At 61.8% G+C, this 25,600-nt stretch carries 17 protein-coding genes and 1 other RNA gene; 8 read left to right on the top strand and 10 right to left on the bottom strand.

Annotated features, from left to right (window positions below; genetic code table 11):
* Window positions 1-20 precede the first annotated feature (20 nt).
* Window positions 21-1,238: an ATP-grasp domain-containing protein gene (locus tag CABTHER_RS09850; protein WP_014100492.1), complete on the top strand. Its 1,218-nt coding sequence runs from the start codon at window positions 21-23 to the stop codon at window positions 1,236-1,238.
* A 324-nt stretch (window positions 1,239-1,562) separates the two neighbouring features.
* A complete protein-coding gene (gene mnmG, locus CABTHER_RS09845; RefSeq protein ID WP_014100491.1) occupies window positions 1,563-3,452 on the top strand; it encodes a tRNA uridine-5-carboxymethylaminomethyl(34) synthesis enzyme MnmG in 1,890 nt (629 codons plus the stop codon).
* 23 nt (window positions 3,453-3,475) lie between these two features.
* Here mnmG and CABTHER_RS09840 read toward each other — a convergent pair whose 3' ends face one another.
* Window positions 3,476-5,719: a transglutaminase TgpA family protein gene (locus CABTHER_RS09840; protein WP_014100490.1), complete on the bottom strand. Its 2,244-nt coding sequence runs from the start codon at window positions 5,717-5,719 to the stop codon at window positions 3,476-3,478.
* Window positions 5,720-5,730: 11 nt separating this feature from the next.
* On the opposite strand from CABTHER_RS09840, the gene CABTHER_RS09835 reads away from it, so the two are divergent.
* Window positions 5,731-6,144 (top strand): hypothetical protein, encoded by a 414-nt coding sequence (locus CABTHER_RS09835; protein WP_228374049.1) that lies wholly within the window; start codon window positions 5,731-5,733, stop codon window positions 6,142-6,144.
* A 35-nt stretch (window positions 6,145-6,179) separates the two neighbouring features.
* On the opposite strand, the gene CABTHER_RS09830 is transcribed toward CABTHER_RS09835, so the two are convergent.
* From CABTHER_RS09830 to ssrS, 3 genes are all read right to left on the bottom strand, one after another.
* Window positions 6,180-6,689 carry an asparaginase domain-containing protein gene (locus tag CABTHER_RS09830; RefSeq protein ID WP_014100488.1) on the bottom strand — a complete coding sequence of 170 codons (510 nt, stop codon included), beginning with the start codon at window positions 6,687-6,689 and terminating at the stop codon, window positions 6,180-6,182.
* A 33-nt stretch (window positions 6,690-6,722) separates the two neighbouring features.
* Window positions 6,723-7,496 (bottom strand): type III pantothenate kinase, encoded by a 774-nt coding sequence (locus CABTHER_RS09825; RefSeq protein ID WP_014100487.1) that lies wholly within the window; start codon window positions 7,494-7,496, stop codon window positions 6,723-6,725.
* A 69-nt stretch (window positions 7,497-7,565) separates the two neighbouring features.
* A non-coding RNA gene (gene ssrS, locus CABTHER_RS17900) (6S RNA) lies at window positions 7,566-7,743 on the bottom strand.
* 1,143 nt (window positions 7,744-8,886) lie between these two features.
* Here ssrS and glsA point away from each other — a divergent pair.
* Window positions 8,887-9,978 carry a glutaminase A gene (gene glsA, locus CABTHER_RS09820; RefSeq protein ID WP_014100486.1) on the top strand — a complete coding sequence of 364 codons (1,092 nt, stop codon included), beginning with the start codon at window positions 8,887-8,889 and terminating at the stop codon, window positions 9,976-9,978.
* A gap of 108 nt (window positions 9,979-10,086) precedes the next feature.
* Window positions 10,087-11,496, top strand: coding sequence for a type I glutamate--ammonia ligase (glnA, locus tag CABTHER_RS09815; RefSeq protein ID WP_014100485.1), 1,410 nt, complete (start codon window positions 10,087-10,089; stop codon window positions 11,494-11,496).
* Window positions 11,497-11,611: 115 nt separating this feature from the next.
* Here glnA and CABTHER_RS09810 read toward each other — a convergent pair whose 3' ends face one another.
* The 3 genes from CABTHER_RS09810 to CABTHER_RS09800 all read right to left on the bottom strand — a co-directional run bounded on the left by CABTHER_RS09810 (window position 11,612) and on the right by CABTHER_RS09800 (window position 15,026).
* Window positions 11,612-13,276, bottom strand: a complete 1,665-nt coding sequence (locus CABTHER_RS09810; RefSeq protein WP_014100484.1) for a hypothetical protein — start codon at window positions 13,274-13,276, stop codon at window positions 11,612-11,614.
* A 68-nt stretch (window positions 13,277-13,344) separates the two neighbouring features.
* The gene (locus tag CABTHER_RS09805; RefSeq protein ID WP_014100483.1) at window positions 13,345-14,040 is read right to left on the bottom strand and encodes a hypothetical protein; all 696 of its coding nucleotides are present in this window, start codon (window positions 14,038-14,040) and stop codon (window positions 13,345-13,347) included.
* Entirely contained in the window at window positions 14,037-15,026 is a 990-nt protein-coding gene (locus CABTHER_RS09800; protein WP_014100482.1) for a histone deacetylase family protein, read from the bottom strand. The genes CABTHER_RS09805 and CABTHER_RS09800 overlap by 4 nt, the downstream gene beginning before the upstream one ends.
* Window positions 15,027-15,189: 163 nt before the next feature.
* Here CABTHER_RS09800 and pdxR point away from each other — a divergent pair, with 163 nt between their 5' ends.
* The 3 genes from pdxR (at window position 15,190) to mgtE (ending at window position 19,419) form a co-directional block, all read left to right on the top strand.
* Window positions 15,190-16,728, top strand: coding sequence for a MocR-like pyridoxine biosynthesis transcription factor PdxR (pdxR, locus tag CABTHER_RS09795; RefSeq protein ID WP_014100481.1), 1,539 nt, complete (start codon window positions 15,190-15,192; stop codon window positions 16,726-16,728).
* A 112-nt stretch (window positions 16,729-16,840) separates the two neighbouring features.
* A complete protein-coding gene (locus CABTHER_RS09790) occupies window positions 16,841-17,809 on the top strand; it encodes a branched-chain amino acid transaminase (RefSeq protein ID WP_014100480.1) in 969 nt (322 codons plus the stop codon).
* 227 nt (window positions 17,810-18,036) lie between these two features.
* Entirely contained in the window at window positions 18,037-19,419 is a 1,383-nt protein-coding gene (gene mgtE, locus CABTHER_RS09785; RefSeq protein WP_014100479.1) for a magnesium transporter, read from the top strand.
* 46 nt (window positions 19,420-19,465) lie between these two features.
* Here mgtE and CABTHER_RS09780 read toward each other — a convergent pair whose 3' ends face one another.
* The 3 genes from CABTHER_RS09780 to CABTHER_RS09770 form a co-directional block, all read right to left on the bottom strand.
* Window positions 19,466-22,822, bottom strand: coding sequence for a two-component regulator propeller domain-containing protein (locus CABTHER_RS09780; protein ID WP_014100478.1), 3,357 nt, complete (start codon window positions 22,820-22,822; stop codon window positions 19,466-19,468).
* Window positions 22,823-23,069: 247 nt separating this feature from the next.
* Window positions 23,070-24,368 (bottom strand): chromate efflux transporter, encoded by a 1,299-nt coding sequence (gene chrA / locus CABTHER_RS09775; protein ID WP_014100477.1) that lies wholly within the window; start codon window positions 24,366-24,368, stop codon window positions 23,070-23,072.
* Window positions 24,368-25,561, bottom strand: coding sequence for a type IV pilus twitching motility protein PilT (locus CABTHER_RS09770; protein ID WP_014100476.1), 1,194 nt, complete (start codon window positions 25,559-25,561; stop codon window positions 24,368-24,370). Before CABTHER_RS09770 ends, chrA begins: the two co-directional genes overlap by 1 nt.
* Window positions 25,562-25,600 lie beyond the last annotated feature (39 nt).

Below are 25,600 nucleotides of genomic sequence, written 5' to 3'. Positions count from 1 at the left end.
GAGAGGTCAGGGCCCAACCCATGACGAATCACGAGCGAACTGTTGTCTGTTTGGCGAGTTATTTCAAAGGCGTCGAATTCCTGCGCGAAGTCAAGCGCCAGGGATGCCGGGTCGTTCTCGTGACGAAAGAGAAGTTCCGCCACGAGGACTGGCCGTTTGAAAGCCTCGACGAGTTGATCCCCCTGCCGAATGATGCCTCGCCGGAGTTGTTCATCTACACCGTGGCGCAGTTGGCGCGGCCGCGCAAGCTGCACACGGTCGTGGCGTTGGAAGAACTCGACGTACTGACGGCAGCGCTCATCCGGGAACACCTGCGCCTGCCGGGCATGGGCAGCACGACGGCGCGGCACTTCCGCGACAAACTCGCCATGCGCATCGAAGCACAGCAGGCTGGCGTGCGGGTGCCGGACTTCGTTCACGTGCTCAACTACCAGGACCTGGAAGACTACATGAAGCGCATCCCGCCGCCCTGGGTGATGAAACCGCGCTCGGATGTCTCGGCCATTGGCATCAAGAAGCTCTACGACAGCGAGCAGGTCTGGCGCACGATTGACTATCTGGATGCCCGCGACCGCCTCAGCGAGCGGTCGAGCAACTATGTCCTGGAGCGATTTGTTGCCGGGGATGTGTATCACGTGGATTCGCTGGTCGAAAACGGAGAGGTCGTCTTTGCCGGGGTGAACCGGTATGGGCGGCCACCGATGAGTGTCGCGCACGAGGGCGGGGTCTTCACCACCCAAACCCTGCCCTATGACAGCCCGGAGCGGGCTGCCCTGCTGGACATTAACCGCAAGCTCATTACGGGGCTGCGCATGCGGCGTGGCGCGACGCATGCCGAGTTCATCAAGAGTGCCGAAGACGGCGAGTTTTATTTTCTGGAAATTGCCAGTCGGGTGGGCGGCGCCTACATTGCCGAGGCGCTTGAGGCCGCCAGCGGAGTCAACATCTGGGCGGAGTGGGCGAAAATTGAGCTGGGGCGTGGGGAGGTTCCCTATGTCCTGCCGCCGACGCGCCAGGAATACGGTGGTGTCGCCCTTTCCCTGGCACGTCAGGAGTACCCGGACACGTCCTCGTTTACCGACCCGGAAATTGTGTACCGGGTCAAGAAACGGTATCACGTTGGACTGGTTGTGCGCTCTGACCGCCATGAGCGGGTGACGGAACTGCTGCGTGACTACACAGCACGTTTTGAGCGGGATTACTGCGCCGTCGTACCGCCACTGGAGCGGCCAGAGTGAATGCGCCTCGCCTGCCGGGAACGCGGGGAAATGGCCAGGATGTTTTCAGTCCTGCCGTGCCAGGCGTTCACGGCAGTTGTTTACAGGTCAGCACTTTCAGGATAGCTGAAAGGTCGCCGACGCTTCTGTGGACTGATGCCGTGCTGCGCACCCTCCAGCGACGGCAACTGGCCCCCGGAGAGGCGTGAGACGCGCCGGGCGTGGTTGTCAGTCCGGTTGGCCCCTCGGTACACTCCCCTTTGTTTTCAGACGGGTTTCCATGCGGGCAGGATGCCCGCGCTCCCAGGTTGTTCCACGGGCAGGATGCCCGCGCTCCCAGAGGGTATGCCGTTCAACGAAGTTTTTGATGTCATTGTTATTGGCGCCGGACACGCCGGATGCGAGGCTGCCCACGCCGCTGCCAAGCTCGGCTGCCAGACGGCGCTCATCACGCTCAACCTCGACCTCATTGCCCAGATGTCCTGCAACCCTGCCATTGGCGGCATTGCCAAGGGGCACCTGGTACGCGAAATGGACGCCTTGGGCGGGCTGATGGGCAGGATCATTGACCGGACGGGAATCCAGTTTCGGATGCTCAACCGAAGCCGTGGGCCGGCGGTGCAGTCGCCACGCGCGCAGGCCGACCGTGCGCTGTACCGAACCGAAATGCGGCGCTTTCTCGAAACCATCGAAAACCTCCACCTGCGGCAGGGCGAGGTCATTGATTTGATGGTCGAACAGGAACGCATCGTCGGCGTCGAGATGTGGGACGGCCGGCGGCTCGGCGCGTCAGCCGTGGTGATCTGTACCGGGACATTCCTCAACGGCCTCATTCACATCGGTACGCGCACCTACCAGGCCGGCCGCGCCGGAGAACTGCCTTCCCTGCTGCTTGCCGAAAGCTTTCGCCGCCTCGGATTTCGCGTGGGACGGCTCAAAACCGGCACGCCGCCGCGCGTCCATGCCAAAACCATTGACTGGTCAAAGTGTGAGGAGCAACCGGGCGACCCCAACCCCACACCCTTTTCCTTTGGGACAAAAGCCATCACTCGCCGCCAACTGTCCTGCTACATCACCTATACCAATGAAGAAACCCACCGGGTGATTCGTGAGAACCTGGACAAGTCGCCCATGTACAGCGGGCAGATTCAGTCCATCGGGCCCCGCTACTGTCCGTCCATTGAGGACAAGGTTGTGAAGTTTCCCGACAAACCGCGCCACCAGGTGTTTCTCGAACCCGAAGGCTTTGAAACCCACGAGGTGTATGTCAACGGGATTTCGACGAGCCTCCCGATTGAGGTGCAGGAACGCCTCGTGCGCACGATTCCCGGTCTCGAACAGGCGCAACTCATCCGTCCGGGCTATGCCATCGAATACGACATGGTCGACCCCACGGAACTCAAGCCGACTTTGGAAACCAAGCGCATCCGGGGACTGTTCCATGCCGGGCAGATCAACGGCACGACGGGTTATGAGGAAGCCGGCTGCCAGGGACTGGTTGCCGGCATCAATGCTGCCCGTCTGGCCAAGGGTCTCCCGCCAGTGGTGCTCGACCGCGCCAGCAGCTACATTGGCGTCCTCGTGGACGACCTGACAACCCAAGGCGTGGATGAACCCTACCGGATGTTTACTTCCCGCTCCGAAGTGCGGCTTCTGCTGCGGATTGACAACAGCGACCAGCGCCTGACGCCACTCGGCCACGCCATCGGCCTGGTCAGTGAAGACGACTACCAGCGTTTCCAGCAGCGGCAGGCACGCATCCAGACCTGCCACACGCTGCTTGAAGCCTGTTCCATCCGCCCGGACTCCTGGGAAGCCGACGCCCTTGCCGCCGAGACCGGGATTGTTCTGCGGGAAAAGCAGCGCTTGTCAGCTTTGGCGCGGCGCCCGGAAGTTACGGCGGAACATCTGGCGGCCGCCCTGCGTCGGGCCGGAGTGACGGACTTTGACGAGTCCGAACTGGAAGTTGCCGTCAATGACCTCAAGTACGCTGGCTACGTTCGTCACCACGAGGCCACGGCCCGGAAGCTGTCCAAAGCCGCCGATGTGGCCATTCCGGCAAACCTCGACTTCACGCGGCTGCCGGGACTGTCGCGTGAAATGGCTGACAAGTTTGCGCGCATCCGTCCGGCAACCCTGGGACAGGCCGCGCGGATTCCGGGTGTGACACCGGCGGCGCTGGCCATTCTCAGCCTGCACCTTGGGAATGGAAAACGGGTTGCCCAAACGGCTTGAATCAGCCGCGGCCCAGTTGCCGCCTAGCGGCCCCCAAGCCACCGGAACCCGCGCCAGAACCCTGACCGGCGCTGCCGCAAACGCTGGCGCAGCCCCTGGAGTGCCCGGTCAATCTGCCGGGTGTCGAGTTCGAGCCGGTCGCCATAGCGCGCCTGATTGTAGGCCCGGGTGATGGTGAGGACTTCCTCGAAGCCGGTTGCCAAAGCAAATTCCAGTGGCGTTTGATGTGGTGCGCGGCGGTGTCCGGCGCGGCTCAGCAGCGCGGCCATCTCATCGTAAAACAGGACGGCCGACTGACGTTCGTCCTGGCGCAGCGTCCAGCGGAACAGCGGGGCAAGCCAGCTCAACCACCGACGTTCAAAGAGAAGCCGTGGCGTGTGCCGGATGCGCCACCAGAGCAGGTAGCCGGCCAGCATCAGCAACAGGATGCCCGCCAGCACCAGCAACACCGTAAGGTGATGGAAAAATTCCGTACCCGTCACGGCCGAGTACATCCATATCAACTGGGAGATGGCCCACATTCTGAGTTGCTCGCGGTAGCGGTAGAGGCGGGTTTCCGCCGTTGTCTGATACTGCACGGCAGTGCGGCCGACATCCTGCGCCAGCATACGTTGGCGCTGAGCATCGTAGGCAATGACATAGTCAATGTAGAACGTGCGCAGAGCCTCGATGTAGCGCCGTGCTGAAGTCAGCAACCCGGAGGCTGCGGTCCGTGGGCTGGCGGCTGCCGCTGGTGTGGGGTCAAATTCGACCCACGTCCCCGTTTGCGGAAAATACACCTCGACCCAGGCGTGGGCATCGGATTGCCGAACGAGGTAGGTATTGTTGAGATCATTGTACTCGCCAAGGTGATAGCCTCCGGCCAGTCGCGCGGCCAGCCCCAGCGAGCGGCACATCAGCACCATCGCCGAAGCAAAATACTCACAGTGGCCGCGGCGTGTCTCGAACAGGAAGTCCACAATGGGGTCCGGCTCGTTTCCCCGTTGGAGTTCAAGCGTGTAGGCACAGCGTGTTTTGAGGTGTTGCTCGATGGCACGCGCCCGGTCGTAGCCATTAGTGGCACCGGCGGTGATCTCACGGGCGAGTTGCGTCACCCGTGCATCAAACGTCGCCGGCAGTTGCAGGAAGGTGGCGCGGGTCTGGGCATCATACTGGAGCGGGTCCTGTCGTAACTGCTCCTCCGGCGTTTCATCCAGATGGGACAGCACAGTGTAGCTTAGGCGTGCTCCGTGTTCCGCCCGGTAGAGCGTTCCGGTTGCATCCTGCGCCAGGCCACGCAGATTGGAGACAAGTACCGGCTGGCCGCAGTGAAACAGGGCGCTGGTGTTCATCGGTTCCAGGTACACCCTCTGCACCACTACCTGTCCCCGTGGCTGGCGTTCATTGAGGATGTACTCCCCATTCTGGAGCCTGACCGCCACGCGCCGGTTGGCTTCCGGCCGTGTCCATTCCCTGCCATCGAAGTGCGTCATCACCATGCCGCGCCAGTGAAGGTAGGGCGGCAGCGGCGTTTCAACCCGGACGCGCAGGGCCGTGCGCTCGTCGCTTTTGATGTTACCCACTGAGCCAAGCGTGATGGAAAGGTCGGAAAAGCCGGTCATCGCCGTGTCTTCGCTGAAGGTCTGGGACAGCAGGCCCGTGTTCCAGCGCGGCAACAGGAAGAAGGTCGGGACGCTCAGGGCTCCGATGAGCGCCGCCATGACCAGTGTCATCACCAGCAGGTAGCGTACCGGACGACTGGCCTGCCGCGCCTGTTGACCGTCATAGGACAAGGTCACCGTGCGCAGGGGCTGACGGAGATTCCGACCCGTCCGCACCACTTCAAACGCCTGAAGGGCCGCCAGTCCGGTCAGCGTGAAACCCGTAAGCAGCAGCAGGAACAGGGCATCAATGGTGAGACCGGCCGCAAGCAGCATTTCAAACACGGCCAGCAGGTAGAGAAACACCCAGTCACGGTCGCGCTTGACCTGAAAGAGCTTGAAAATCGAGACGAACAGCACGAAGTGAATGAGCGCCGTAATCCACGAACTGCTGAGATACCGCAAATCCAGGTAGGCAAAGGGCGCATATCCCACGACGCACCAGTTGGCGACCCGTTCACTGATTTGCAGCCGCAGCCCCGGACGGTCGGCAAACCAGCTTGCGATGAGCGCCAGGCTGTAGAGGATACACGTCGCCACATCCACCCGTCCGGTGAGCGCCAGCGTCAAAAAGCCACCCGTAACCAGGGCATAGGATGCCGCTTTGAAAAACAGCTCGATGTTCATGGGCGTCAATGATGGAAGTCCGACAGCTTACGAAACACCAGGAACACGTCGTCAAGCATGTGTTTGGTTGCCAGATTCTAGGCGTTTATGTGCAACCTGAACACCTGCATTTCCTTCTCGACATCCCTTACCTGTGGAGTGTGGATGCGGACGGAAGCATGGCGCTCGTACAGGATGAAGAAGCCATTGCCGCACTCGACCTGCCGGAAGACACCCGCCGGGCACTGTACGAAGAAGCCGTTGCCTTACGCGAGCAGGGACCAGGAGTGGCTGTCCGGCACTTCATGGCTCCGCCCAAGACGATCGGCGCTATTGAGGATGTGACCCTCTACACCGTCGGCGACACCACGCACATGCAGGTTATCGGCGATGCAGACACCCTCACCAGCGTCTGGTCCGGGACATCCATTCACCTTCTGACGTAAGTTGATGCAGGTCACGGTCTCCTTGCCGTGTGGCATCAGGGATGGAGCGGCTCGAAGCGTCCCCGCTCGCGGTTTTTGCGTACATTGCGCCAGTCAAAGACTGTGCCGTTCATGGCGATATAGACGCCCGGCGGCAGCGTCCGGGCGGATGCCAGGGCAAAGCCCAGGTTGAACAGGGCATCCGAGCCGCCAAAGGCATAGGGAATCATCGCTCCCACAAACACCACGGTTTTGTCTGTAACCTGGGCGGCCACGACCTGGGCGGTTTCGGTCATGGTGTCCGTCCCGTGTGTCACGATGATGTGGTGTTCCGGTGCACGCGCCACGGCGGCACGGATGATGGCCCGGTCAGCTTCGGTCATGTCCAGGCTGTCCTTGAGCATGACCGGCTCAATTGTGATGTTGGCCAGGTAGCACCGCGCCTGATCGAGCATGTCGAACAGGTGCGTCCGGGAAAAAACGAGGTTGCCGGTGCGCTCGTCATAGACCTTATCGAGCGTTCCGCCGGTCAGCAGAATGCGCAGGGGCGGAGAAGTCGGTGACATAGGCGATGCGAAGGTGCTGGAAGCTGCGCCGGGCTAAGCCGTCCGGGCGTTGCGCTGGTAAATCAGGCGCAGCCCTTCAAGCGTCAGATTTTCATCAATTTCGGTGATGAGCGGCGAACCCTTGCCAATCAGCCGTGCCAGTCCACCCGTGGCAATGACGGCCCGCAAACTGCCCATTTCCGCCTGCATGCGCTGCAAAATCCCTTCCACGAGTCCGATATAGCCGAAGTACAGTCCCGACTGGATACTGCCGATGGTGGAGGCGCCAATAACTTGAGCCGGGTGGGCGATGCTCACCCGGGGCAGGCGGGCTGCCCGCTGAAAGAGGGCTTCGGCCGAGATGACGATGCCCGGCGCAATGACGCCGCCCAGATAGGTTCCGTCTTCAGAAATGGCATCGAACGTCGTCGCCGTACCGAAGTCCACAACGACACAGGGTCCGCCGTGGCGCGCATAAGCGGCCACGGCATTCACGATGCGGTCTGCGCCGACATCCTGCGGCACGTCGTACCGGATGGGCATGCCGACGTTTTCCGTCGGGCGCACGAAAAATGGCTCGCGCCCGAAGTACGTCTGGGCCATGCGGAAAAAGGTGAAGTTCAGCGGCGGCACGACCGAGGCAATGGCAATGCCGGTGATGTCGCGCGGATCGAGTTGGGAAATGGTAAACAGGTTGCGGCACAAAATGCCGTACTCGTCTGTGGTGCGTTCACGTTCGGTCGTCAGCCGCCAGTGGGCAATCAACGTTTCGCCGGCATAAACGCCCAGCGTCGTGTTGGTATTACCAACGTCAATCACGAGGAGCATACTTGGGAAACCCGGTGGGGAAGTCGGCTGGCCCCCACGCCTGACGAGGGAGATGCCAAAGGAGGTCGTCGCCAACCACCACCGCCGTCGTGGCGCGTCGTTTGAACCTGCATGGACAGGTGGGTAGCCTGGCTGCACTTCATCGCACGACGCCCATGGCGTCTTGCCCCAAAGTGAAGGCCGCAGCTTCCCGTTCAAACGGCATCGGCCCAAACACTGGCGCCCAGCACGTACGGCATAGAACGGACGACGACCACCTGCGACGATAGGCGAAGGCGGGATGTGGGGCAAGCCGTTTGGCCTCCCGGAGGGAAAGGCTTGGGAGCGCGGGCGTCCCACCCGCACGGGTGTGTGAGCAAGCGACCGTAGGTTGAAAACCATTGCAGGTTTGAACCTTATGCATCGTCGCGTAGCGACGGATGAATTTAGCCGTGGGTTTCAACCCACGGAGCGCGACACCCCCCACACCCCGTCGCGTAGCGACGGATGAATATCGCCGGAACGACACAATTTCCCGCCCGCATGGGAATGCGGGCGCCATCGTACGGATACACCACGAATCGGGACATCCACGGTGGGGTTCAGTCGTCGCTGACGCGACGGGGACGATTGGTGGGCGACATGATCCGTGGGTTGAAACCCACGGCAAAATTCTGTTGCCGCTACGCGGCAAACATGCGGTTGCAACCCACGACCAACGCCCACGTCCACGGGTTTCTGTCTCACGGCTGGCGCGACAGGCCTGGGAGCGCGGGCGTCCCACCCGCACGGGTGTGTGTGGGGGCAAGCGACCGTGGGTTGAAACCCATTGTAGGTTTGCACCTTATGCATCGTCGCGTAGCGACGGATGAATTTAGCCGTGGGTTTCAACCCACGGAGCGCGACACCCCCCACACCCCGTCGCGTAGCGACGGATGAATATCGCCGGAACGACACAATTTCCCGCCCGCAGGGGAATGCGGGCGCCATCGTACGGATACACCACGAATCGGGACATCCACGGTGGGGTTCAGCCGTCGCTGACGCGACGGGGACGATTGGTGGGCGACATGATCCGTGGGTTTCAACCCACGGGATCGTGGGTTCACCCACGATGGGTTTCAACCCACGGATCACGGTCGCCCCATACCCCCATGCGGGCAGGATGCCCGCGCTCCCAGGCGGTCCGTCACTACGCGACAATTCCCGGCGTCGCTATGCGCCGGGGGGCGGGATGGGATACGCTTCCCACGGCACTGGAATTATGCGTCAGATTGGGCTTGGGTGAAGGACGGAGCCGGGCTGAATCCCACCGCTGCCGACACGGCAGAGGGTGAACCGGATGAGTCTTTGCTCCATAGGTTGAAACCGGTCTGGGGGTTGTGGTCTTGTTCACCGGCGGAGTTTTCTGATGAGCTTTCAAGCCAACGTTTCAGCCGAAGCCATATCCGTTCGCCAGAGTGCTGAACGGCTGCGTATCCTTTCCGTTCTCAATGACCTGCACCTGAAATACAAGTCCCTTCAGGACGGCCGGGTAGCCGACTACATTCCACAGTTGGCCAAGGTGCCACCGGACCTGTTCGGCATCTGCATTGCCACCGTGGATGGGCAAATCTTTGAGGTGGGAGACTACGACTACCTGTTCACCATCCAGTCCATCTCAAAGCCCTTTGTCTATGGGCTGGCGCTCGAAGACCACGGCCGCGACTATGTTCGGACGCGGGTGGGCGTCGAGCCGACGGGCGATGCCTTCAACTCCATCATCAAGCTCGATGAGCGTTCCAAGCGTCCGCACAATCCGCTCGTCAATGCCGGTGCTATTGCCATGACGAGCATCATCAAGGGAACTGACCCGACCGACAAGCTCAACCGCCTGCTTGACCTGTTTCAACGCTACACGGGCCACAGCATCTTTGCCGACATGTCGGTGTTTATGTCCGAGCGGACGACCGGCCACCGCAATCGCGCCATTGCGCACCTGATGCTCAACTTCGGTATGATTGACGGCAACGTGGACGAGGCCCTGGATTTATACTTTCAGCAGTGTTCGTTGATGGTCTCCTGCCGTGATCTGGCCGTGATGGGCGCGACACTCGCCAACCGGGGCGTCAATCCGCTGACGGGCGAACGTGCCATTGCTGCCGAGTATGTCCGGGACATTCTCAGCGTCATGTTCACCTGCGGTTTGTATGACTATGCCGGCGAATGGGCCTATCGCGTGGGACTGCCGGCCAAAAGTGGAGTTGGTGGCGGGCTGTTGGCTGTCGTTCCGGGGCGATTTGGGATTGGCGTGTTCTCACCGCGTCTTGATGAACGCGGCAACAGCATCCGGGCCATCAGGGTTTGTGAGGGAATTGTGCAGGAGTTTGGCGCACACATCTTTGATCTGGCCTTTAACCTGCCGGCTGCCCACGAAGTCCACCTGGAGCAATCCACCCGGACAGCCGATGCACGCAATGGTCACACGGCATCTCACCCGCCGGAGCCGCACCGTGTGGCGTGATCTGCGGCACGTTCCATCCGGCCCGAAGATTTTTGAACGCCTGACGTCGCTCCCCCACGGCGGCGGGCAGCATATTGTGTTGAGTCTTGCACTGCGAAAGGTATCCACATGGATCCCAAATCCGTCCTGAACTTCGCCAATGACGAAGGCGTGAAGTTCGTTGACCTGCGTTTCACCGACCTCCCCGGCTCGTGGCAACACATTTCCTTCCCTATCTCGCAACTGACGGAAGAGAGCTTTACCGAAGGTTTCGGCTTTGATGCGTCGAGCATTCGGGGCTGGGCCAACATCAGCGAAAGCGACATGCTGCTCATTCCAGACCCGTCGCGGTTCTGGATTGACCCCTTTTTCGAGGAACCCACCCTCTGTCTTTTCGCGGATGTTGTTGAACCCCTGACGCACCAAGGGTACATCTACGACCCCCGCTCGGTTGCCGAGCGCGCCGAAGCCTATCTCCGCTCAACCGGTCTGGCGGACGTGGCCTACTTCGGCCCGGAAGCTGAGTTTTTCGTCTTCGACCACGTGAGTTTTCTCAACGAGCCGCACCATGCGTTTTTCCGCTTTGAGAGCGGCGAAGGCAACTGGACAAGTGATAACCCTGACGAGAACCTGGGTTTTCGGATTCGGACCAAGGAAGGCTACGTGCCAGTTCCGCCCTTCGACTCCCTGCAGGATTTGCGCTCTGAAATTGCCCTCAACCTGGAAGCGGTTGGCATCTCCCCCGAATGTCACCACCACGAGGTGGCTTCCGGCGGCCAGTGCGAAATTGACTTCCGGTTTGCCTCGATGCTGACGACCGCCGATAACCTGATGCTGTTCAAGTACATCGTGCGGAACACCGCCCTTCAGTACGGCAAGTCGGTGACGTTCATGCCCAAGCCCCTCTATGGCGACAATGGCTCCGGGATGCACTGCCATCAGTCGCTGTGGAAAGACGGACAGCCCCTGTTTGGCGGTGACCAGTATGCCGACCTGTCGGAAATGGCGCTCTACTACATCGGCGGCCTGCTCAAGCACGCCCCGGCCGTCGTAGCCTTTGCTGCCCCGACCACCAACAGCTACAAGCGGCTGGTGCCGGGCTATGAAGCCCCGGTCAATCTGGCATACTCGGCACGCAACCGCTCGGCAGCGATTCGGATTCCAGTGCTCTCGAAAAATCCCAAGACCAAGCGCCTGGAGTTTCGCCCACCTGACCCAAGCTGCAACCCATATCTCGCCCTGTCCGCCATGCTCATGGCCGGACTCGATGGCATCCTGAACAAAATCCATCCCGGTGAGCCGCTCGAAAAGGACATCTACGACATGGACGAAGCGGAAAAACTGCACATTCCGCGTCTTCCGGCTTCGCTTGAAGAAGCTCTGGCGGCGCTCGAAGCCGACCACGAGTTCCTGCTTGCCGGCGGTGTCTTCACCAGGGAGCTGATTACGCGCCACATTGAGTACAAGCGCAAGCGTGAAGTCGAGGCGCTGCGCCTGCGTCCGCACCCGATTGAGTTTCAACTGTACTTCGACGTATAGCCCAAGGGGGGAATTTCACCCGCGCTACCTCAGCCGCCGGTGTTTCGGAAACCCGATGCGCCGGCGGTTGCTTTTCAGCGATTGGGCGCGGTGGCTGGCATCTGTCGCCGATGGTTCAGCGTTGGGAGGTGCCAGGTGTACGCTTCGGCGTGGCCGTGGCAGATGGGAAAACGGCGGGGTGGCTGATGCCGGCGATGAGCCAATTCGCTCCCCTTTTGACAAAGCGGTAGGTCACACGCTCGGTGCTTTTCACGAGTTGTCCGGTTTGCCGGTGACGGCCGCTCAGCAGGCGGTTGGCCGTGACCGTCGCCTGGGCACCCTGGGCGTCAACTGCCACCTGCGGATTCTCGTGCGTCATCGTCACGGTGTAGGTTTCGGCCAGCTTTTGCAGGTCATCCACTGCCTGCCTGGCCGGGGCTTCACGGCGATTGCCATACGGGCGCAACGTCCGGTCAAAATAGGTGGCATAAGTCTCTGTCAGTTGCCCGTTGAAGGCGAGCGTCAGCCCTTCCATGGCAACCAGGATGGCCTGCTGATTGGTCTGGTTTGTCGCCTGTGGCTGATTTGGAGGAGGAGCTGGCGCTGGATTCCCGCTGTTGACAGTTGGGTTTGCCGGTCGGTGAGGGGCAAGTGCAACAAAGTAGATTGCCAGCCCGACACCGATGGCGACAAAGAGCAGCAAAAGTCCGGCGAGCATCCACCGCCGCCTTGCCGGTTGGGGCTGCCGGTTGACCGTTGCGCCAGCCGGCTGTCTGGTATTCATGGCTGCCGGCTGGGGCTGAGCAACCGTTGCGGGAGTCACATCCACGACCGAACTGACCGGCACACCGGCGGTCAGCGGTGGTACCGGCGCAGGGAAATACCGGGCCGGAGCTTCCGGTTCAACGGGTGTGTGGTGCGACTGTGGCCGGGGCCACAGGACAGCTTCCGGCGGGCGGTCAATCTCCAGCAGTCCTTTGTGGAGCAGGGTTCCTTCGGCGTCCGCCACCGCCGGCGCATGAACCCAGATGTCTCCGCCTTTTGGTTGTGGGCAGTCGAATATCTCCGAAAACCAGTGGACGAAATCACCCGCGACGCCAAAACGCGACCAACTCGGAATGATGTGATAGTGCGTTGGCGGAGCGCCGACGCCGCAGGCGTAGAAAAGCCCCTTCTCGTTGCGGAAAAAGCGACGCCGGTTGTAGTCGAAGTGAACGCGCACGAGGCGGGAGCCATAGGTGGCGTGCAACGACCGCACCCGGACAGGCCCGGTGAGCCGGATGCCCCCGGTATCTTCGGCCGTCCCGGCCGTCGGTTCTGCACCGGCTTCTGATGCCGCCGGTACGGTCGCAGGTACGGCGGCGGGCGTCGCTCCGTTTGTACTCTGTTTGGTCGTTGGCGTCGGCGCAGGTGCCCGTTGCCGGATGGATTCCTGGCAGGCCGGGCACACCTGCCGGCCGGTCACAACTTCTGCCCGCAGGACGCGACACGCATGGGGAAGCACTGTCTGGGCAAAGGGCGTCCCACAACCCTGGCAAGTGGTATCTGCCGACTCAATCGGGAGGTAGGTCAGCCGTTGGCAGGTGTGGCACAGATACCGCCGGACATTGCCTGTCTGGCAGTAGGGGCAGGTTTCCGGCTGTTCGACCTCACGCACGTCCCACTGCAGGTCACAGCTTGGGCAGTAGCCCGCTATGCCTTCAAGCCGTATGCTGTGTCCGGCCGGACAGGTCTGCTCATCTGATCCCGGATTGAAAGGAAAGCGCACGGCATGCTGTGCGCACCAGACCGTGGGTGGCATGACGCCCTCTCTGCTTGACCTCTCCGTTTGGCAAGCTGGCTTGCCTTGCGGCCAAGCATCTTACGCGGTCAATCCGGGCTGGAAAAGCCTTCGCGTGCTGTTTGTACGCGGGGCGGGGGCTCGGCTTCGTCCCGGAAATCAAGGCTTTCATCCGCCTCATCGGCTGCCCTGAGCAACCACAGCGGAATGGGCAGCCAGGTGGAAGGTGCGTCGTGGACAGCCGCATCCAAAGCCGCCACCTGGCGTTCGACGCGCCGTTGCGTGCCTGTCTCCGGCAGGTCTTCCCAGCGTTCATAGCACCCGTGCTGAATGCAGGCGGCCGGTTTGGCCTTCCAGTGAACGAGACAGCCCACGCCCGGTTCAAAGAGCGGGCAGGCGTAGGTCTGCCCGAAGGTATCGCCGGTTTCAGTCAGTCCATAGCGCGCCACAGCGTGAGCCGCCCGGGCAAGCACTTCCCGTACTTTGGCTGGGCCATACTTGGGGCTGTGCTGAAGGGTGGCCAGCATGGCTTTGGCTTCGAGCCGTACAATGTGGACGTTGACAAACTGGGCGTCGGCGCAGCAGGGCGTCGGGCAGGTCGCACAGTCGGCTGCCAGGTGCCCGTAAGTTTTCCCGATGTAGCGCGCAAAACGCTGCTTGATGCGCCGCAACTGGGCCAGCGCCCGTGCCAGCGGGGGCCGTCTGCCACCAGTCGGGCGTTGGCCGTTTCCCTTGACGTAACGGTGTCGTCTGGACAGGCGCTTGGCGATGACAGAGCGTGTCATGGTTTTTCCCCGGCTGCCGGCGCCTCTTCCGCCACGCCGGCCAGCGCCGCCACATGGTGACAAACCGTTTGGGGCAGGGTGTCCAGATTGTAGCCCCCCTCCAACACCGACACGAGCCGCCCGGCGCTGAAGCGGTCAGCCACTTTGTTGACCAGATGCGTCATCTGCACGAAATCCCGGTCGGTCAGGTTCAGGTTGCCGAGCGGATCGGCGACGTGGGCATCAAAACCGGCCGAAATGAACACAAAGTCGGGGTGAAAGTGACTGGTAATGGTTTCCAACCCGGCTTCAAAGGCTTCCAGATACGCGGCAGCCGGCGTTCCGGCGCGTAGTGGAACGTTGAGCGTAAAACCTTCGCCCGGACCGACGCCACGTTCCCACTGGCTTCCCGTACCGGGATAGTGCGGAAACTGGTGGATGGAAAAAAAGAATACCGACGGGTCGGCATAGAAGATGTCCTGCGTGCCGTTGCCGTGGTGCACGTCCCAGTCCACGATGAGAACCCGCTGAAAGCCCAGATGTTGGGCATGCCGCGCGCCAACCGCCACATTGTTGAACAGGCAAAAGCCCATTGCCCGATTCGGGGTGGCGTGATGTCCCGGCGGGCGCGCGGCCACAAAAGCCCGCCGGGCCTTTCCCTGGTGGATGGCCTCAACGGCGGCCAGGACGGCCCCGGCCGCATCGCCAGCGGCTTCGTATGACCCGGCCGACACAACTGTATCCGGGTCGAGCGCCACGAGTTGCTGCCGCGCCTGCGCTGCCCGGCTGGCTTCGGCGACCCGTGCCAGGTGGTCTGGCGTATGAACCCGCGCCAGTTCGTCGGTTGTCGCCGGGCGCGGCATTCCCCACTGGCAGGCGGTCTGCACGTGTACGTCCTGCTCAAGGGCGCGGATGATGCGGGTCGTGCGCGCTGCGGTTTCAGGGTGATGGCTTCCTGTGAGGTGGTTGGCATGGGTTGGGGGAGCAAAAAGCCACGTCTGCGACATCGTTGTTGCACCTCCACTCCCGGTCTGACGGTTTCCGGTCGGCGAAAATGGCTGGGATAAAAATGTGAAATGGCTGTTTCCTTCACGCTGCTCCGGCATAAAATGGTGTGCCAAGCGCCAAAAATCAATCCAGCCTTTCGCGTCCCCCACTGGTTGCCACGGCATGCACGTTCCGCTTGACCATCATTCCCGAACGCCGGTGTACCTGCAAATCAAGCAGGCGGTTCTGGAGGCCATCCGGGAGGGCCGGCTCGCGCCGGGCGCGCGTCTGCCGGCCACACGCGAATGGGCGCGGCAGCTTGGGGTCAATCGCAGTACGGTCGCCATGGCATACGACGAGTTGCTGGCCGATGGCGTGGTGGAATCGTTTGTCGGACGGGGAACATTCGTCGCCCGGCAGAAGCTGGCGGAAGTGGCCCGGCTTGATGAGCGCGCGGCGCGGCGGACTCCGGCGCGCAAGATGGTCTGGGAAGGGATGTTTTCCGAACGGGCGCAAAGTCCGGTGGTTGAATCGCTGCTCGATCTTTATCAGGTCAGCACGCTGCGCGACGTTATCTCCTTTTCCGGGTCCTTTCCTGATGCGGCGTCGTTTCCGACACGCGAGTTCCGCAACTCACTCCATTTTGCCGAGCGGACGCTGGGGGATGAAATCTATCGCTACGGGCCGGTGGCCGGGTACGAGCGGCTGCGTGAATACCTTGCCCAGCGCATGCGCGAAAGTGGCTCGGAGGTCACGGCTGAAAACATCATTGTCACCAGCGGGTCACAGCAGGCGCTGGATTTGATTGCCCGCGCCCTGATTTCGCCGGGCGATACCGTGGCCATTGAGAATCCGACCTATCCGGGCGCCATGACGGCCTTTGCCCTGGCGGGCGCCCGCCTGCTGCCCATTCCGGTGGATGAAGACGGGCTGTGTGTGGACGTACTGGAAAATGTGCTCAAGGTGCAGCGTCCCAAGCTGGTCTATGTCGTGCCGAGTTTTCAGAATCCGACGGGGGCCTGTTTGAGCTGGGAGCGCCGCCGCCGCCTGCTGGCACTGGCGCGGGAGCACAACCTGCCGATTGTCGAAGATGACTACGGTTCACACCTGCGGTTCGACGGCGACGCCTTACCGCATCTCAAGGCGCTGGACGACACCGAGCACGTCATCTACGTCAGCAACTTCTCCAAGAGTCTGCTTCCGGGGCTGCGCATCGGGTGGTGTGCGGCGGCGCGTCCGGTGATTGCCCGTCTGACCGCCTTCAAGCAGAACAACGACATCACAACCTCGCCACTGCTGCAGGCCGCCCTGTGGGATTTTTGCCGCCGCAAACGATATGAAGCGCACCTGGAGAAAATCCGTCCGATTTACCGGGCGCGCCGCGATCTGATGCTGCGGCGGCTGGCGGAGGACTTTCCGGCTGAAACCGTGTGGACACAGCCGGCCGGGGGGCTGTTCCTGTGGGTGACACTGCCGCCGTCCCTGGATGCGACGGAACTGCTCTATCAGGTACGCCAGCAGGGGGTGGTGTTCAGTCGCGGGCGGTTGTTTTACAGCGATAACCCAAAGCGGAATACGCTTCGGCTCAGTTACGGTCATGTCACGCTCGAACAGATCGAGCGCGGCATGCGCGTCATTGGTACGACGGCCAAAGCCATGCTGGGGCGTGCGACCGGGCGTACGGCCGAGCGTTTTCACAGCCATACCGTGCCGCTTGTGTAGTGCGGAGCAGTGTTTGTGCGCAATTACGTGCGTCATGACTTTTTGGCTCCGATGTGACGGTCGGGCGTGTAAGTTGGTTGAGAGAGTCCTTATTCAAGGGAGATGAAACCTCATGCGCCATCGTGAAATTGCCTTTTTTGAAGGACGCTTCGTGCCGCTGGCCGAAGCCAACATCAACGTCATGACGCATGCGTTCAACTACGGCACCGCCGTTTTTGAAGGTATTCGTGGCTACTGGAACGGGGACGACGAGGAAATGTACCTGTTTCGCCCCCGGGAACACTTCATACGTCTCATCCAGAATGCTTCCCTGCTCAAAATGAGCCTGCCCTATGACGCGGATGGACTATGCGAGCTGACGGCGGAGCTGGTGCGTCGCAACGGCTACCGTGAGGATGTCTATATCCGCCCGCTGGTCTATAAAACCGCGCGTCAAATCGGCACGAAACTCTCCCCTGGCGAAGACTTCACCATGTTTGTCGTGCCGATGCGCGACTACGTGGATACTTCCCGTCCGCTGTCCGTGGGCGTTTCTTCCTGGCGACGCCTTGAAGACAACGCCATTCCGGCGCGGGGGAAAATCTGCGGGGCGTATGTCAACTCGGCTCTGGCCGCCACCGAAGCCCGCGACAACGGCTACGACGAAGCCATCGTCCTGAATGCCGCCGGCAAGGTGGCGGAAGGGGCGGCGATGAACCTGTTCATCCTGCGCGGTGGCAGGCTGGTGACAACTCCGGTCTATGCTGACATTCTGGAAGGCATCACGCGCCATACGGTCGTGGAACTGGCGCGGTGGGAGCTGGGGATCGAAACCGAGTTCCGTCCCATTGACCGCTCGGAACTCTACATTGCCGATGAAATCTTTTTCTGCGGGACAGGGGCGCAGATTGCCGCCATCGGCGCGGTGGATCGCCGTCCCATTGGCAACGGACAGTCCGGGCCGGTGACGCGCCGCCTGCAGGCGTTGTATGCCGATGTGGTACGCGGACGGGTGCCGCACTACCGCCACTGGTTGCTGCCGTGCCAGATGGCTTCCTCGTATGTCGAAGATACCGCCTGTCTGGCCGGGTTTGGTGATTGAACGCCCATTCACAAGGCCCTGCCACGGACCTGGCTGCTATGGCGGCTGAAATCGTTACCGTTTTGCCGCTGCCTGGCCGGTGGTGATGCCCATCAGGGTAAAATCACCGGTCAGGCCAGGACGGCTTGACGCTCCGCACCACAAAGGCGCATACTTCCGCCTTTTGTGTGGTCTTCCTTGGATAGACCACCGGCTTCGCACCATCCTGCCTGTCGAGGTGTGCTCCGGTGAAACGCCAACCAGCCGCCCGTCCTTCCACCAGCCAGGAAGTTGCGCCTGGTTCCAACGGCGCACTGCGTCATCTGTGTGAGAAAAGCCATCCGGCTGCTGCGGCCGAGGCGCTTTCGGCGCTCGAACCCAAGGCGGTGTGGGAGGTGCTGCGCGATATTGATCCTGTCCTGCGGACGGAGATTTTCAGCCATCTGGAACCCAATCTGCAGGTGGACATGGTCGGGACGCTGCCCCGCGCCGACATGGCGCGGCTGCTTTCCGATATGCCGCCTGATGACCGGGCCGATCTGTTTCGTCGTCTGCCGGAGGAATCCCGCGACGCCGTCCTGCCAGCACTGGCCGAGGCCGAACGGGAAGACATTCGCCGCCTGACCAACTATGAAGACGGCACGGCCGGCGCCGTGATGACTTCGGATTACGCCACGCTGTCGCCGGATTTGACGGTAGCCGCCGCCATCGAACGTTTGCGCGAGGTCGCGCCCGACAAGGAAACAATTTATTACTCCTATGTGGTGGACAACGATCGCAGGCTGCTCGGCTTCGTCTCGCTCAAAGACCTGATCCTGGCCCGCCGGGACGCCACCGTGCGCGACATCATGCACGAGGATGTCATCTCGGCAAAAACCAGCGACGACCAGGAAGACGCCGCCCACATCATCCAGAAGTACGACCTCATTGCGCTCCCCATCGTCAATGACGACGGGGCGCTGGTCGGCATCATCACGCACGACGACGCCATTGACATCATTACCCAGGAGCACACGGAAGACATGCGCCGCTTTATGGCCATTACCGGAAGCACCGGCACGGATGGCTATCTGCGGACATCCGTCTGGAAGCACGTGCAGCACCGGGTGGGATGGCTCGTCGGGCTGGGGGCGCTGGGACTGGTGTCGGGCATCATCATCCACGAGTTTGAAGCCACATTGACGCAGGTCATCATTCTGGCGCTCTACATGCCGATGGTGGCGGATACCGGCGGCAATACGGGCAGCCAGTCGGCAACGGTGGTCGTGCGCGCGCTGGCGCTGCGTGAAATCTCGCCCCGGGACGTTTGGCGGGTGTTGCTCAAGGAACTGCAAGTCAGTGTGTTTCTGGCGGCAGTGCTGGGGATTCTGGCCTGGGCCAAGATCATGTGGCTTTCGCAGGGCGTTGAGATTCCGCCCGGGTTTTCCCTGGGCAACATTGCGCTCGTCATCAGTCTGGCGCTCTCGATGCAGGTGGTGACGGCAACGCTCATTGGGGCGCTGCTGCCACTGACGGCCGCACGCCTGAAGCTTGACCCGGCCGTGGTCGCCAGCCCGGCGCTTACGACCATCGTGGACATCACGGGACTGCTGATTTACTTCTTCACCGCGCGTTGGCTGCTCGGCGTGTGAAGCGGGAACTCCCGGAAACCGGCTTCCAGCCGCTCAGCTTCCAGTGCTATGCCTCACCGTTTTGCGCGGCGTGGTGGTGTGGAACCCAGCGCACACCCACGAGGGTGATGTCATCGCGCTGTGGTTCCGGGCCCATGTGCGCAGCCAGCTCGATTTCCAAACGCTTTTGCTGCTCCGGCAGCGGCAGGTCAGCCACCTTGACCAGCAACTCCCGTAGGCGACGGGTTCTGAATTTCTGCCCTTGGGGGTCGGGTTGGTCGGCAAAGCCATCGGTAGCCAGATACAGCATGGTGTTGGGCGTCAGGTCCACATTGTGGTTGGTGAAAACCCGCGCCTGCCGCCGGGACTGCCGGCCGCCAATTGCATGCCGGTCGCCTTTGACTTCGGCCAGCGCTCCGTCGGCCACGACATACAGCGATTGCCGCGCCCCGGCAAAAGTCACCGTGGCCGTCGTCAGGTCCAGTCGGCACGCTGATGCTTCCATACCATCAGGAAGTCCGGTGTCGTCCTGCTGTTTGAGAGCGCGGCTGACGCCCTGATGAAGCTGCTGGAGCAGTTCAGCCGGGTCGAGTACCTGCCGCTCGATGACGATGTTCCCCAGCAGGTCGTTGCCGATCATGGACATAAACGCCCCCGGCACGCCGTGGCCCGTACAGTCGGCCACCACAAAGATCACCCGGTCATGATGCCGGTGAACCCAGTAAAAGTCCCCCGACACGATGTCTTTGGGTTTCCAGACGATGAAGTGCTCGCCCAGTGCCCGGTGGATTTCGGTACTGGAGGGCAGGGTGGACCGCTGGATGATCTGCGCGTAGGTCAGACTCTCCAGAAAGTTGCGCTGCTGAATTTCAATCTCGCGTTTGCCGGTGGCGATGTCCACGTTGCGCGCAATGAGTTCCTCGTTTTTGCGGAGAACTTCCTGCGTGCGCTCCGCCACGGTGGCTTCCAGCGCCTGCGTCCGGGCCGTCAACTGGCGCAGCCGCCAGCGGAGGCCACCATACAAAACCAGCGTTCCAGCCAGAGCAAAGCACAGGTACGCCAGCCAGGTCTGCCACCACGGCGGGCGGATCACCATCTGCAACAGCACGGTCCCGGCATTCCACACACCATCGTGATTCACCGCCTTGACGTGAAGGGTGTAGCGTCCGGCGGGAAGGTTCGTGTAGGTCGCTTCGTGCCGTGTACCGGCGTCGCGCCAGTTCCGGTCAAACCCTTCCAGCCGATACTGATACCGGTTGTTTTGGGGAACGTGGAAATCCAGGGCGGCAAAACTCACCTCCAGGGTGTTCTGGTCGGCGTCGAGCGTGAGGTTTTTCCCTTCAATGGCCGGCTGTGGCTGGCCGTTGATGCTGACTTTGGTGAGCACGACCGGCGGTGGCGACCGGTCATCTTTCACGTGGGATGGATGAAACATCGTAAGGCCCTGCGTGCCGCCAAAAAACATTTCGCCACGGGCATTCTGAAAGGCCGAAAAGCGGTTGAATTCGCGCCCTTGCAGTCCGTCGTCCACGGTGTAGGTGCGAAAGGTCAGGTGCTGCGGATCAACGTGTGACAGTCCCGCGTCGCTGCTGAGCCAGAACGTCCCATCGGTGTCGGGCAACATGGCATAGCAGTTGTTGTGTGGCAGTCCCTGTTCTTCGGTGATGTGGGTGAATGTCTCGCGCTGTGGGTCGAAGCGGCACAGCCCGGCACCCTTGGTCACCATCCACAGCGTGCCGTCCATCCCTTCCGCAAACCCTGTGACATAAGGGACGCCGTAGGCCGGTTTGCGCTCAATGCGGTACGTCCGGTGGGTTTGGTGTACCGGGTCATAACGCACTGCCCCATAAATGCCCCCAATCCAGAGATGCCGGTCACGCTGGTCCTCATAGAAGCACTGTATGTCATCCCCCACGGCGTCCGGCGGGGGCGGCGTGGGGGCGAGACCAAAGGCTTTCGTCTGGTCGGTGACGGTCCTGCGATCGGGTGAGACCTCAAACAACCGACCCGCCATGCCCATCCAGAGGTGGCCCCGGTGGTCTTCATAAAGGGCCTGGGTGGCGAGGATTGGCAGTTGCGGCAGTGGGGCTGGCTGAAGACGGCGTTGTTCCGGGTTCAGGATGTGGAGTCCGTATTCCGTCCCAACCCACAGCACCTGGCGCCGGTCTTCGCAGATGGTAAAGACCGCCTCAGTTGGGCGCCTGGTGGCTGAGGCGAAGTGGAGGTTGTAGCGTTCCACCTGCCCGGTGCGCCGGTCCAGCCGGCTGATACCGCCAAACTGCGAGCAGACCCAGAGCCGGCCGCGGCTGTCTTCCAGAATGCCATGGGTGTAGCTGTTGACGAGTGATTTGTCGTCAAACGGGTGGTGGCGATAGGTTTCAAACCGGTTGCATATCGGAGAGAACTTCAGCAGACCGTTGATGCGGTCGCCAAACCAGAAGACCCCGGAGCGATCCTGCATCATCACCATGGGTTCCTGGGCTTTGAATGTGCCCGAAGGGACTGTGTTCTGGATGAAGGTCAACTCACCCGTGGCGAGGTCCAGGCGTCTGGGAGCCGAGAAGCGTTTGAAAATCCAGACACTCCCGGACTGATCCAGAAACACGGCCTTGCCGTGCAGCGAGGCGTCATGTGGCGGTGGCAGCCCCCGGTTGTCGCCGGTGAGCGGGCGTCCTTCCAGGTCGTATCCTTGGGTGACGCGCAGCGTTTGTGGATCAAGCAGAAACAGGGCCCAGTTGATGAAGCCAACGCAGATGCGACCATCCCGAAGTCGTCCGACGATGTGGCCGGAAAACTGAAGCTGTACAATATCTCCTTTTTGCAGGCGCGGAGGCGCGGCCAGGACGACGGAAAACCGTCTGGTCTGCCGGTCAAACAGCAGGATGCCGTGACTGCTGCCTACCAGAAAGCGGTCCGGGGCAATTTCGAGGGTGCTTGAAACATACGTGGCGGGCGACCGCAGGTGAAGGTCACGCCAGAGAGGATATACGGCGCTGACGTTGGTTTGGGGATCAAAGCAAACGAGGCCGTCATTGCCACCCAACCACACCAACCCATCCTGGCTGACTTCGATGCTGCTGAAATAGCGTTCCTTTGGGGAAAGTGTGAGGGCATAGCTTACAAAGTGATCCGTCCAGGCATCGTAACGGCACAGCCCGCACCCATCAGTGGCCATCCACAGCGTCCCATCCGGGCCCTGCGCCAGCGCCCGGATGAAGTTTGCGGGCAGGCTGTTGGGGTCGGTAGGGCGGTGGCGATAGACCTTGAAGCCGTAGCCGTCGTAGCGATTGAGTCCGTCTTCCGTCCCAATCCACAGGAAGCCGCGTTGGTCCTGAAGCAGGCAGGTGATGCCGTTGTTGGAAAGCCCCTGGTCCTGCGTGAACGGCTCAAAGACGGCGCCGGCCGAGGTCGGATTGCGGGGCACCGGAGTTGTGGCCTGCCCTGGAGCAATACTCCACCAAAGGATGATCAGGATGGAAGGTCCAGGCCAGAGCGGGCATAAGGGGCGGCGGCAGGGCAGCAAAATCGAAAGCGCCTTTGGTTGAATCAAGCCCGGCCTGGTTGAAAGCCTGTTGAAGCCCCCGAAGTGATGCTTTCAGTAACCGGAACAAGATTACTGTGCTGCGTTCCGGGCTTCAACCGTGTTTCCGTGAGATGCTGCACAGAAATGGTCAGGCAAACAGCCACTGGCCGGCCAGACCAACCAAGGCGCCGCCAAAGAGGATGAACATTGGGTTGGTGTGGTGGCGTCCGGCCAGCCAGGCGCTGGTCAGGCCCAGACCGGGAGCAAGCACCCACGTGTAGAGGTCAGGTGTATAGGCGCCCTTTCCGATGGTGACGGCCGCTGCGGCGAGCAACGCCACGCCGGTGGGCATCACACCGCGCAACGCACCCTGTACCAGAGCATTCTGCCGAAAGCGTTCGACGGCCCCGGCGACCATGACAACGAGCCACAGGGGCAAGCCGAAGATGCCCAGGGTCGTCACGGCTGCCCCGGCCAGCCCCGCCACCCGGTAGCCGATAAAGGCGGCGGCAATGACGAATGGCCCCGGCGTCAACAGTCCCAGCGCCGCCGCGTCGGACACTTCCTTCGGTGTCAGCCAGAGGTGCACATCCACGACTTCATGCCCCAGCAATGGAATGATGACGAAGCCGCCGCCAAAGGTCAGCCCGCCAACCTTGAGCGTGACCAGGGCAAGCTGCACAAGCCGCCGGAGGAATGGCTCAGTGATGAAGCCGCTGCCAAGCCACAGGCCGGTCACAAGCAGGCCCAGCCCTGTGGCCAGCAGCAGGTGGTGTCGCAGTGGCAGCGATGCGCCGGCATGTACGATTGTTTCAGGTGTTGTGGCTTCAGGTACGGGAGGCATCCGACGCTGCCAGGCTGCCCAGAGCAACCCGCCGAGGAGCGACAGCAGGATGAGATACAGCGTCAGCGCCGGAAAGGATATGGCCAATCCAAAGACGGCCGCGGCCTGCAACCCCTGCCAGCGCATGGCAACGGCTTGCCGTCCCAGGCGCACAGCCGTCACCGCCACCAACCCGGAAGCTGCGGCGTTGAGTCCCGTCAGGACGGCCGTCGCAGAAGGAATGTCCCGGAGGTGCCCATAGAGCGCGGCAAAGACGAGCATGAGCACGAAGGACGGCAGGGCATAGAGCGCCATGCTCACCAGCGCGCCAACGGGACCGTGCAGCCGGTAGCCCACGAACGCCACTGTGTTCGTGGCAATGGCACCCGGCAGACTCTGCGCCAGCGTTGCCGCTTCGAGAAACTCCCGGTCACGGAGCCACCGGCGGCGCTGCGTGAACCGATCCTGAAGCAGGCTGATCATGGCTCCGCCACCGAAGGCCGTCGCGCCGAGCAAAAGACAATCCCCACCCAACTGGCGCAGAGTGGGGCGCGGTTCGGCGTCCAGCGCGATGTCCAGCCCGGTGTCTGGCCCGGCCGCTTCGGCTTCAGGTGCGGCAGTCATCAGACAAACGAATAGGTTTTGCCAGTGCCATCATCTGTCCCGGATTTAGCTTCAGGCCCCCCCGTTGTCAGAGGCGGACTGGTCGCGGCCGGCGCAGCTTCCGAAGCCGGCGGGGCGGCTGCCCGTTCAGCGGCCATCGCCTTGTCAAACTCAAGGCGGTTGGTCGCAGCGGCGCGGGCCACTTCCGGCGTGATCTTGCCGGCTTTGCACAGCTCCACAAGGTGCTGGTCAAAGGTCATCATGCCGTACTCACGGCTGCGGGCAATGACGAACCCAAGATCGTTGAGCTTTTCGGGATTGCGCAGGCATTCCTGGACGGCGCTCGACATGCGCAGAATTTCGACGGCCGGAATGCGCCCCTGCTGGTTCGCCATCGGCAACAGGCGCAGCGAAATAACGGCCGCCAGGTTGTCGGCCAGCCGGGCCCGCGCCACGGCCTGTTCTTCCGGCGGATAGAAGCCCAGGACGCGGGAAATCGTTTTCTGGGTATCGGTCGTGTGAATGGCGCTGAAGACGAGATGCCCGGTTTCGGCTGCGCGCAGGGCTGTGTCGAAGGTGACGGCATCCCGAATTTCCCCAACCAGAATCACATCCGGGTCCTGGCGCAGGGCCGCGTGCAGGGCTTCCGGAAACGAGCGGGTGTCCTGCCCGATTTCGCGCTGCGTGATAATGCTGCGGTCGTTTTTGTAGAGGAACTCAATCGGGTCCTCAATCGTGATGATGTGGAGTTTGCGCGTCCGGTTGATGTGCTCGATCATGGCCGACATGGTGGTGGACTTGCCATTGCCCGTAGCCCCGGTCACAAGGACGAGGCCGCGGCCCAGGTCGGCAATGTGCGCCAGCGTCGGCGGCAGGTTCAGTTGCTCAAGCGTCCGGGCTTCGATGGAAATGGCGCGCAACACGATGGCAAAGCTGTTGCGCTGCTTGAAGATATTGGCCCGGAAGCGGCCGGCATTTTCGACGCCGTAGGACACATCCTTTTCGACGAACTCATCGTGGGCGTGCAGACGGTCATTTTTGAGCAGAATCTGGGCGATGAGTTCCGTGTCCTGTGGCGTCAGAACATCATATTTGACATCCATCAACGTCCCGTTGTAGCGGAACAGGGGAACGCTCCCGGCCTGAAAGTGAATGTCGGAGACGCCGCTTTTGACGGCCATGGTGAGAATGCGGTCAAGGATTTTTTTGTCCATAAGCAGTCATCCCGTCAACGCAAGGTGATAACGAACACG

The sequence above is a fragment of the Chloracidobacterium thermophilum B genome, assembly GCF_000226295.1.
In the GTDB taxonomy this organism is placed as follows: domain Bacteria; phylum Acidobacteriota; class Blastocatellia; order Chloracidobacteriales; family Chloracidobacteriaceae; genus Chloracidobacterium; species Chloracidobacterium thermophilum.
This window is presented reverse-complemented; position numbering and strand designations above follow the sequence as displayed.

What these genes read in the sequence shown, in the direction of transcription:
- CABTHER_RS09805 (WP_014100483.1), bottom strand. Translation starts at nt 14,040, where the DNA reads ATGACACGCTCTGTCATCGCCAAGCGCCTGTCCAGACGACACCGTTAC.
- CABTHER_RS09790 (WP_014100480.1), top strand. Translation starts at nt 16,841, where the DNA reads ATGCGCCATCGTGAAATTGCCTTTTTTGAAGGACGCTTCGTGCCGCTG.
- glnA (WP_014100485.1), top strand. Translation starts at nt 10,087, where the DNA reads ATGGATCCCAAATCCGTCCTGAACTTCGCCAATGACGAAGGCGTGAAG.
- pdxR (WP_014100481.1), top strand. Translation starts at nt 15,190, where the DNA reads ATGCACGTTCCGCTTGACCATCATTCCCGAACGCCGGTGTACCTGCAA.
- CABTHER_RS09850 (WP_014100492.1), top strand. Translation starts at nt 21, where the DNA reads ATGACGAATCACGAGCGAACTGTTGTCTGTTTGGCGAGTTATTTCAAA.
- CABTHER_RS09835 (WP_228374049.1), top strand. Translation starts at nt 5,731, where the DNA reads ATGGAAGTCCGACAGCTTACGAAACACCAGGAACACGTCGTCAAGCAT.
- mnmG (WP_014100491.1), top strand. Translation starts at nt 1,563, where the DNA reads ATGCCGTTCAACGAAGTTTTTGATGTCATTGTTATTGGCGCCGGACAC.
- glsA (WP_014100486.1), top strand. Translation starts at nt 8,887, where the DNA reads ATGAGCTTTCAAGCCAACGTTTCAGCCGAAGCCATATCCGTTCGCCAG.
- CABTHER_RS09770 (WP_014100476.1), bottom strand. Translation starts at nt 25,561, where the DNA reads ATGGACAAAAAAATCCTTGACCGCATTCTCACCATGGCCGTCAAAAGC.
- CABTHER_RS09840 (WP_014100490.1), bottom strand. Translation starts at nt 5,719, where the DNA reads ATGAACATCGAGCTGTTTTTCAAAGCGGCATCCTATGCCCTGGTTACG.
- CABTHER_RS09810 (WP_014100484.1), bottom strand. Translation starts at nt 13,276, where the DNA reads ATGCCACCCACGGTCTGGTGCGCACAGCATGCCGTGCGCTTTCCTTTC.
- CABTHER_RS09825 (WP_014100487.1), bottom strand. Translation starts at nt 7,496, where the DNA reads ATGCTCCTCGTGATTGACGTTGGTAATACCAACACGACGCTGGGCGTT.
- CABTHER_RS09830 (WP_014100488.1), bottom strand. Translation starts at nt 6,689, where the DNA reads ATGTCACCGACTTCTCCGCCCCTGCGCATTCTGCTGACCGGCGGAACG.
- chrA (WP_014100477.1), bottom strand. Translation starts at nt 24,368, where the DNA reads ATGACTGCCGCACCTGAAGCCGAAGCGGCCGGGCCAGACACCGGGCTG.
- CABTHER_RS09800 (WP_014100482.1), bottom strand. Translation starts at nt 15,026, where the DNA reads ATGTCGCAGACGTGGCTTTTTGCTCCCCCAACCCATGCCAACCACCTC.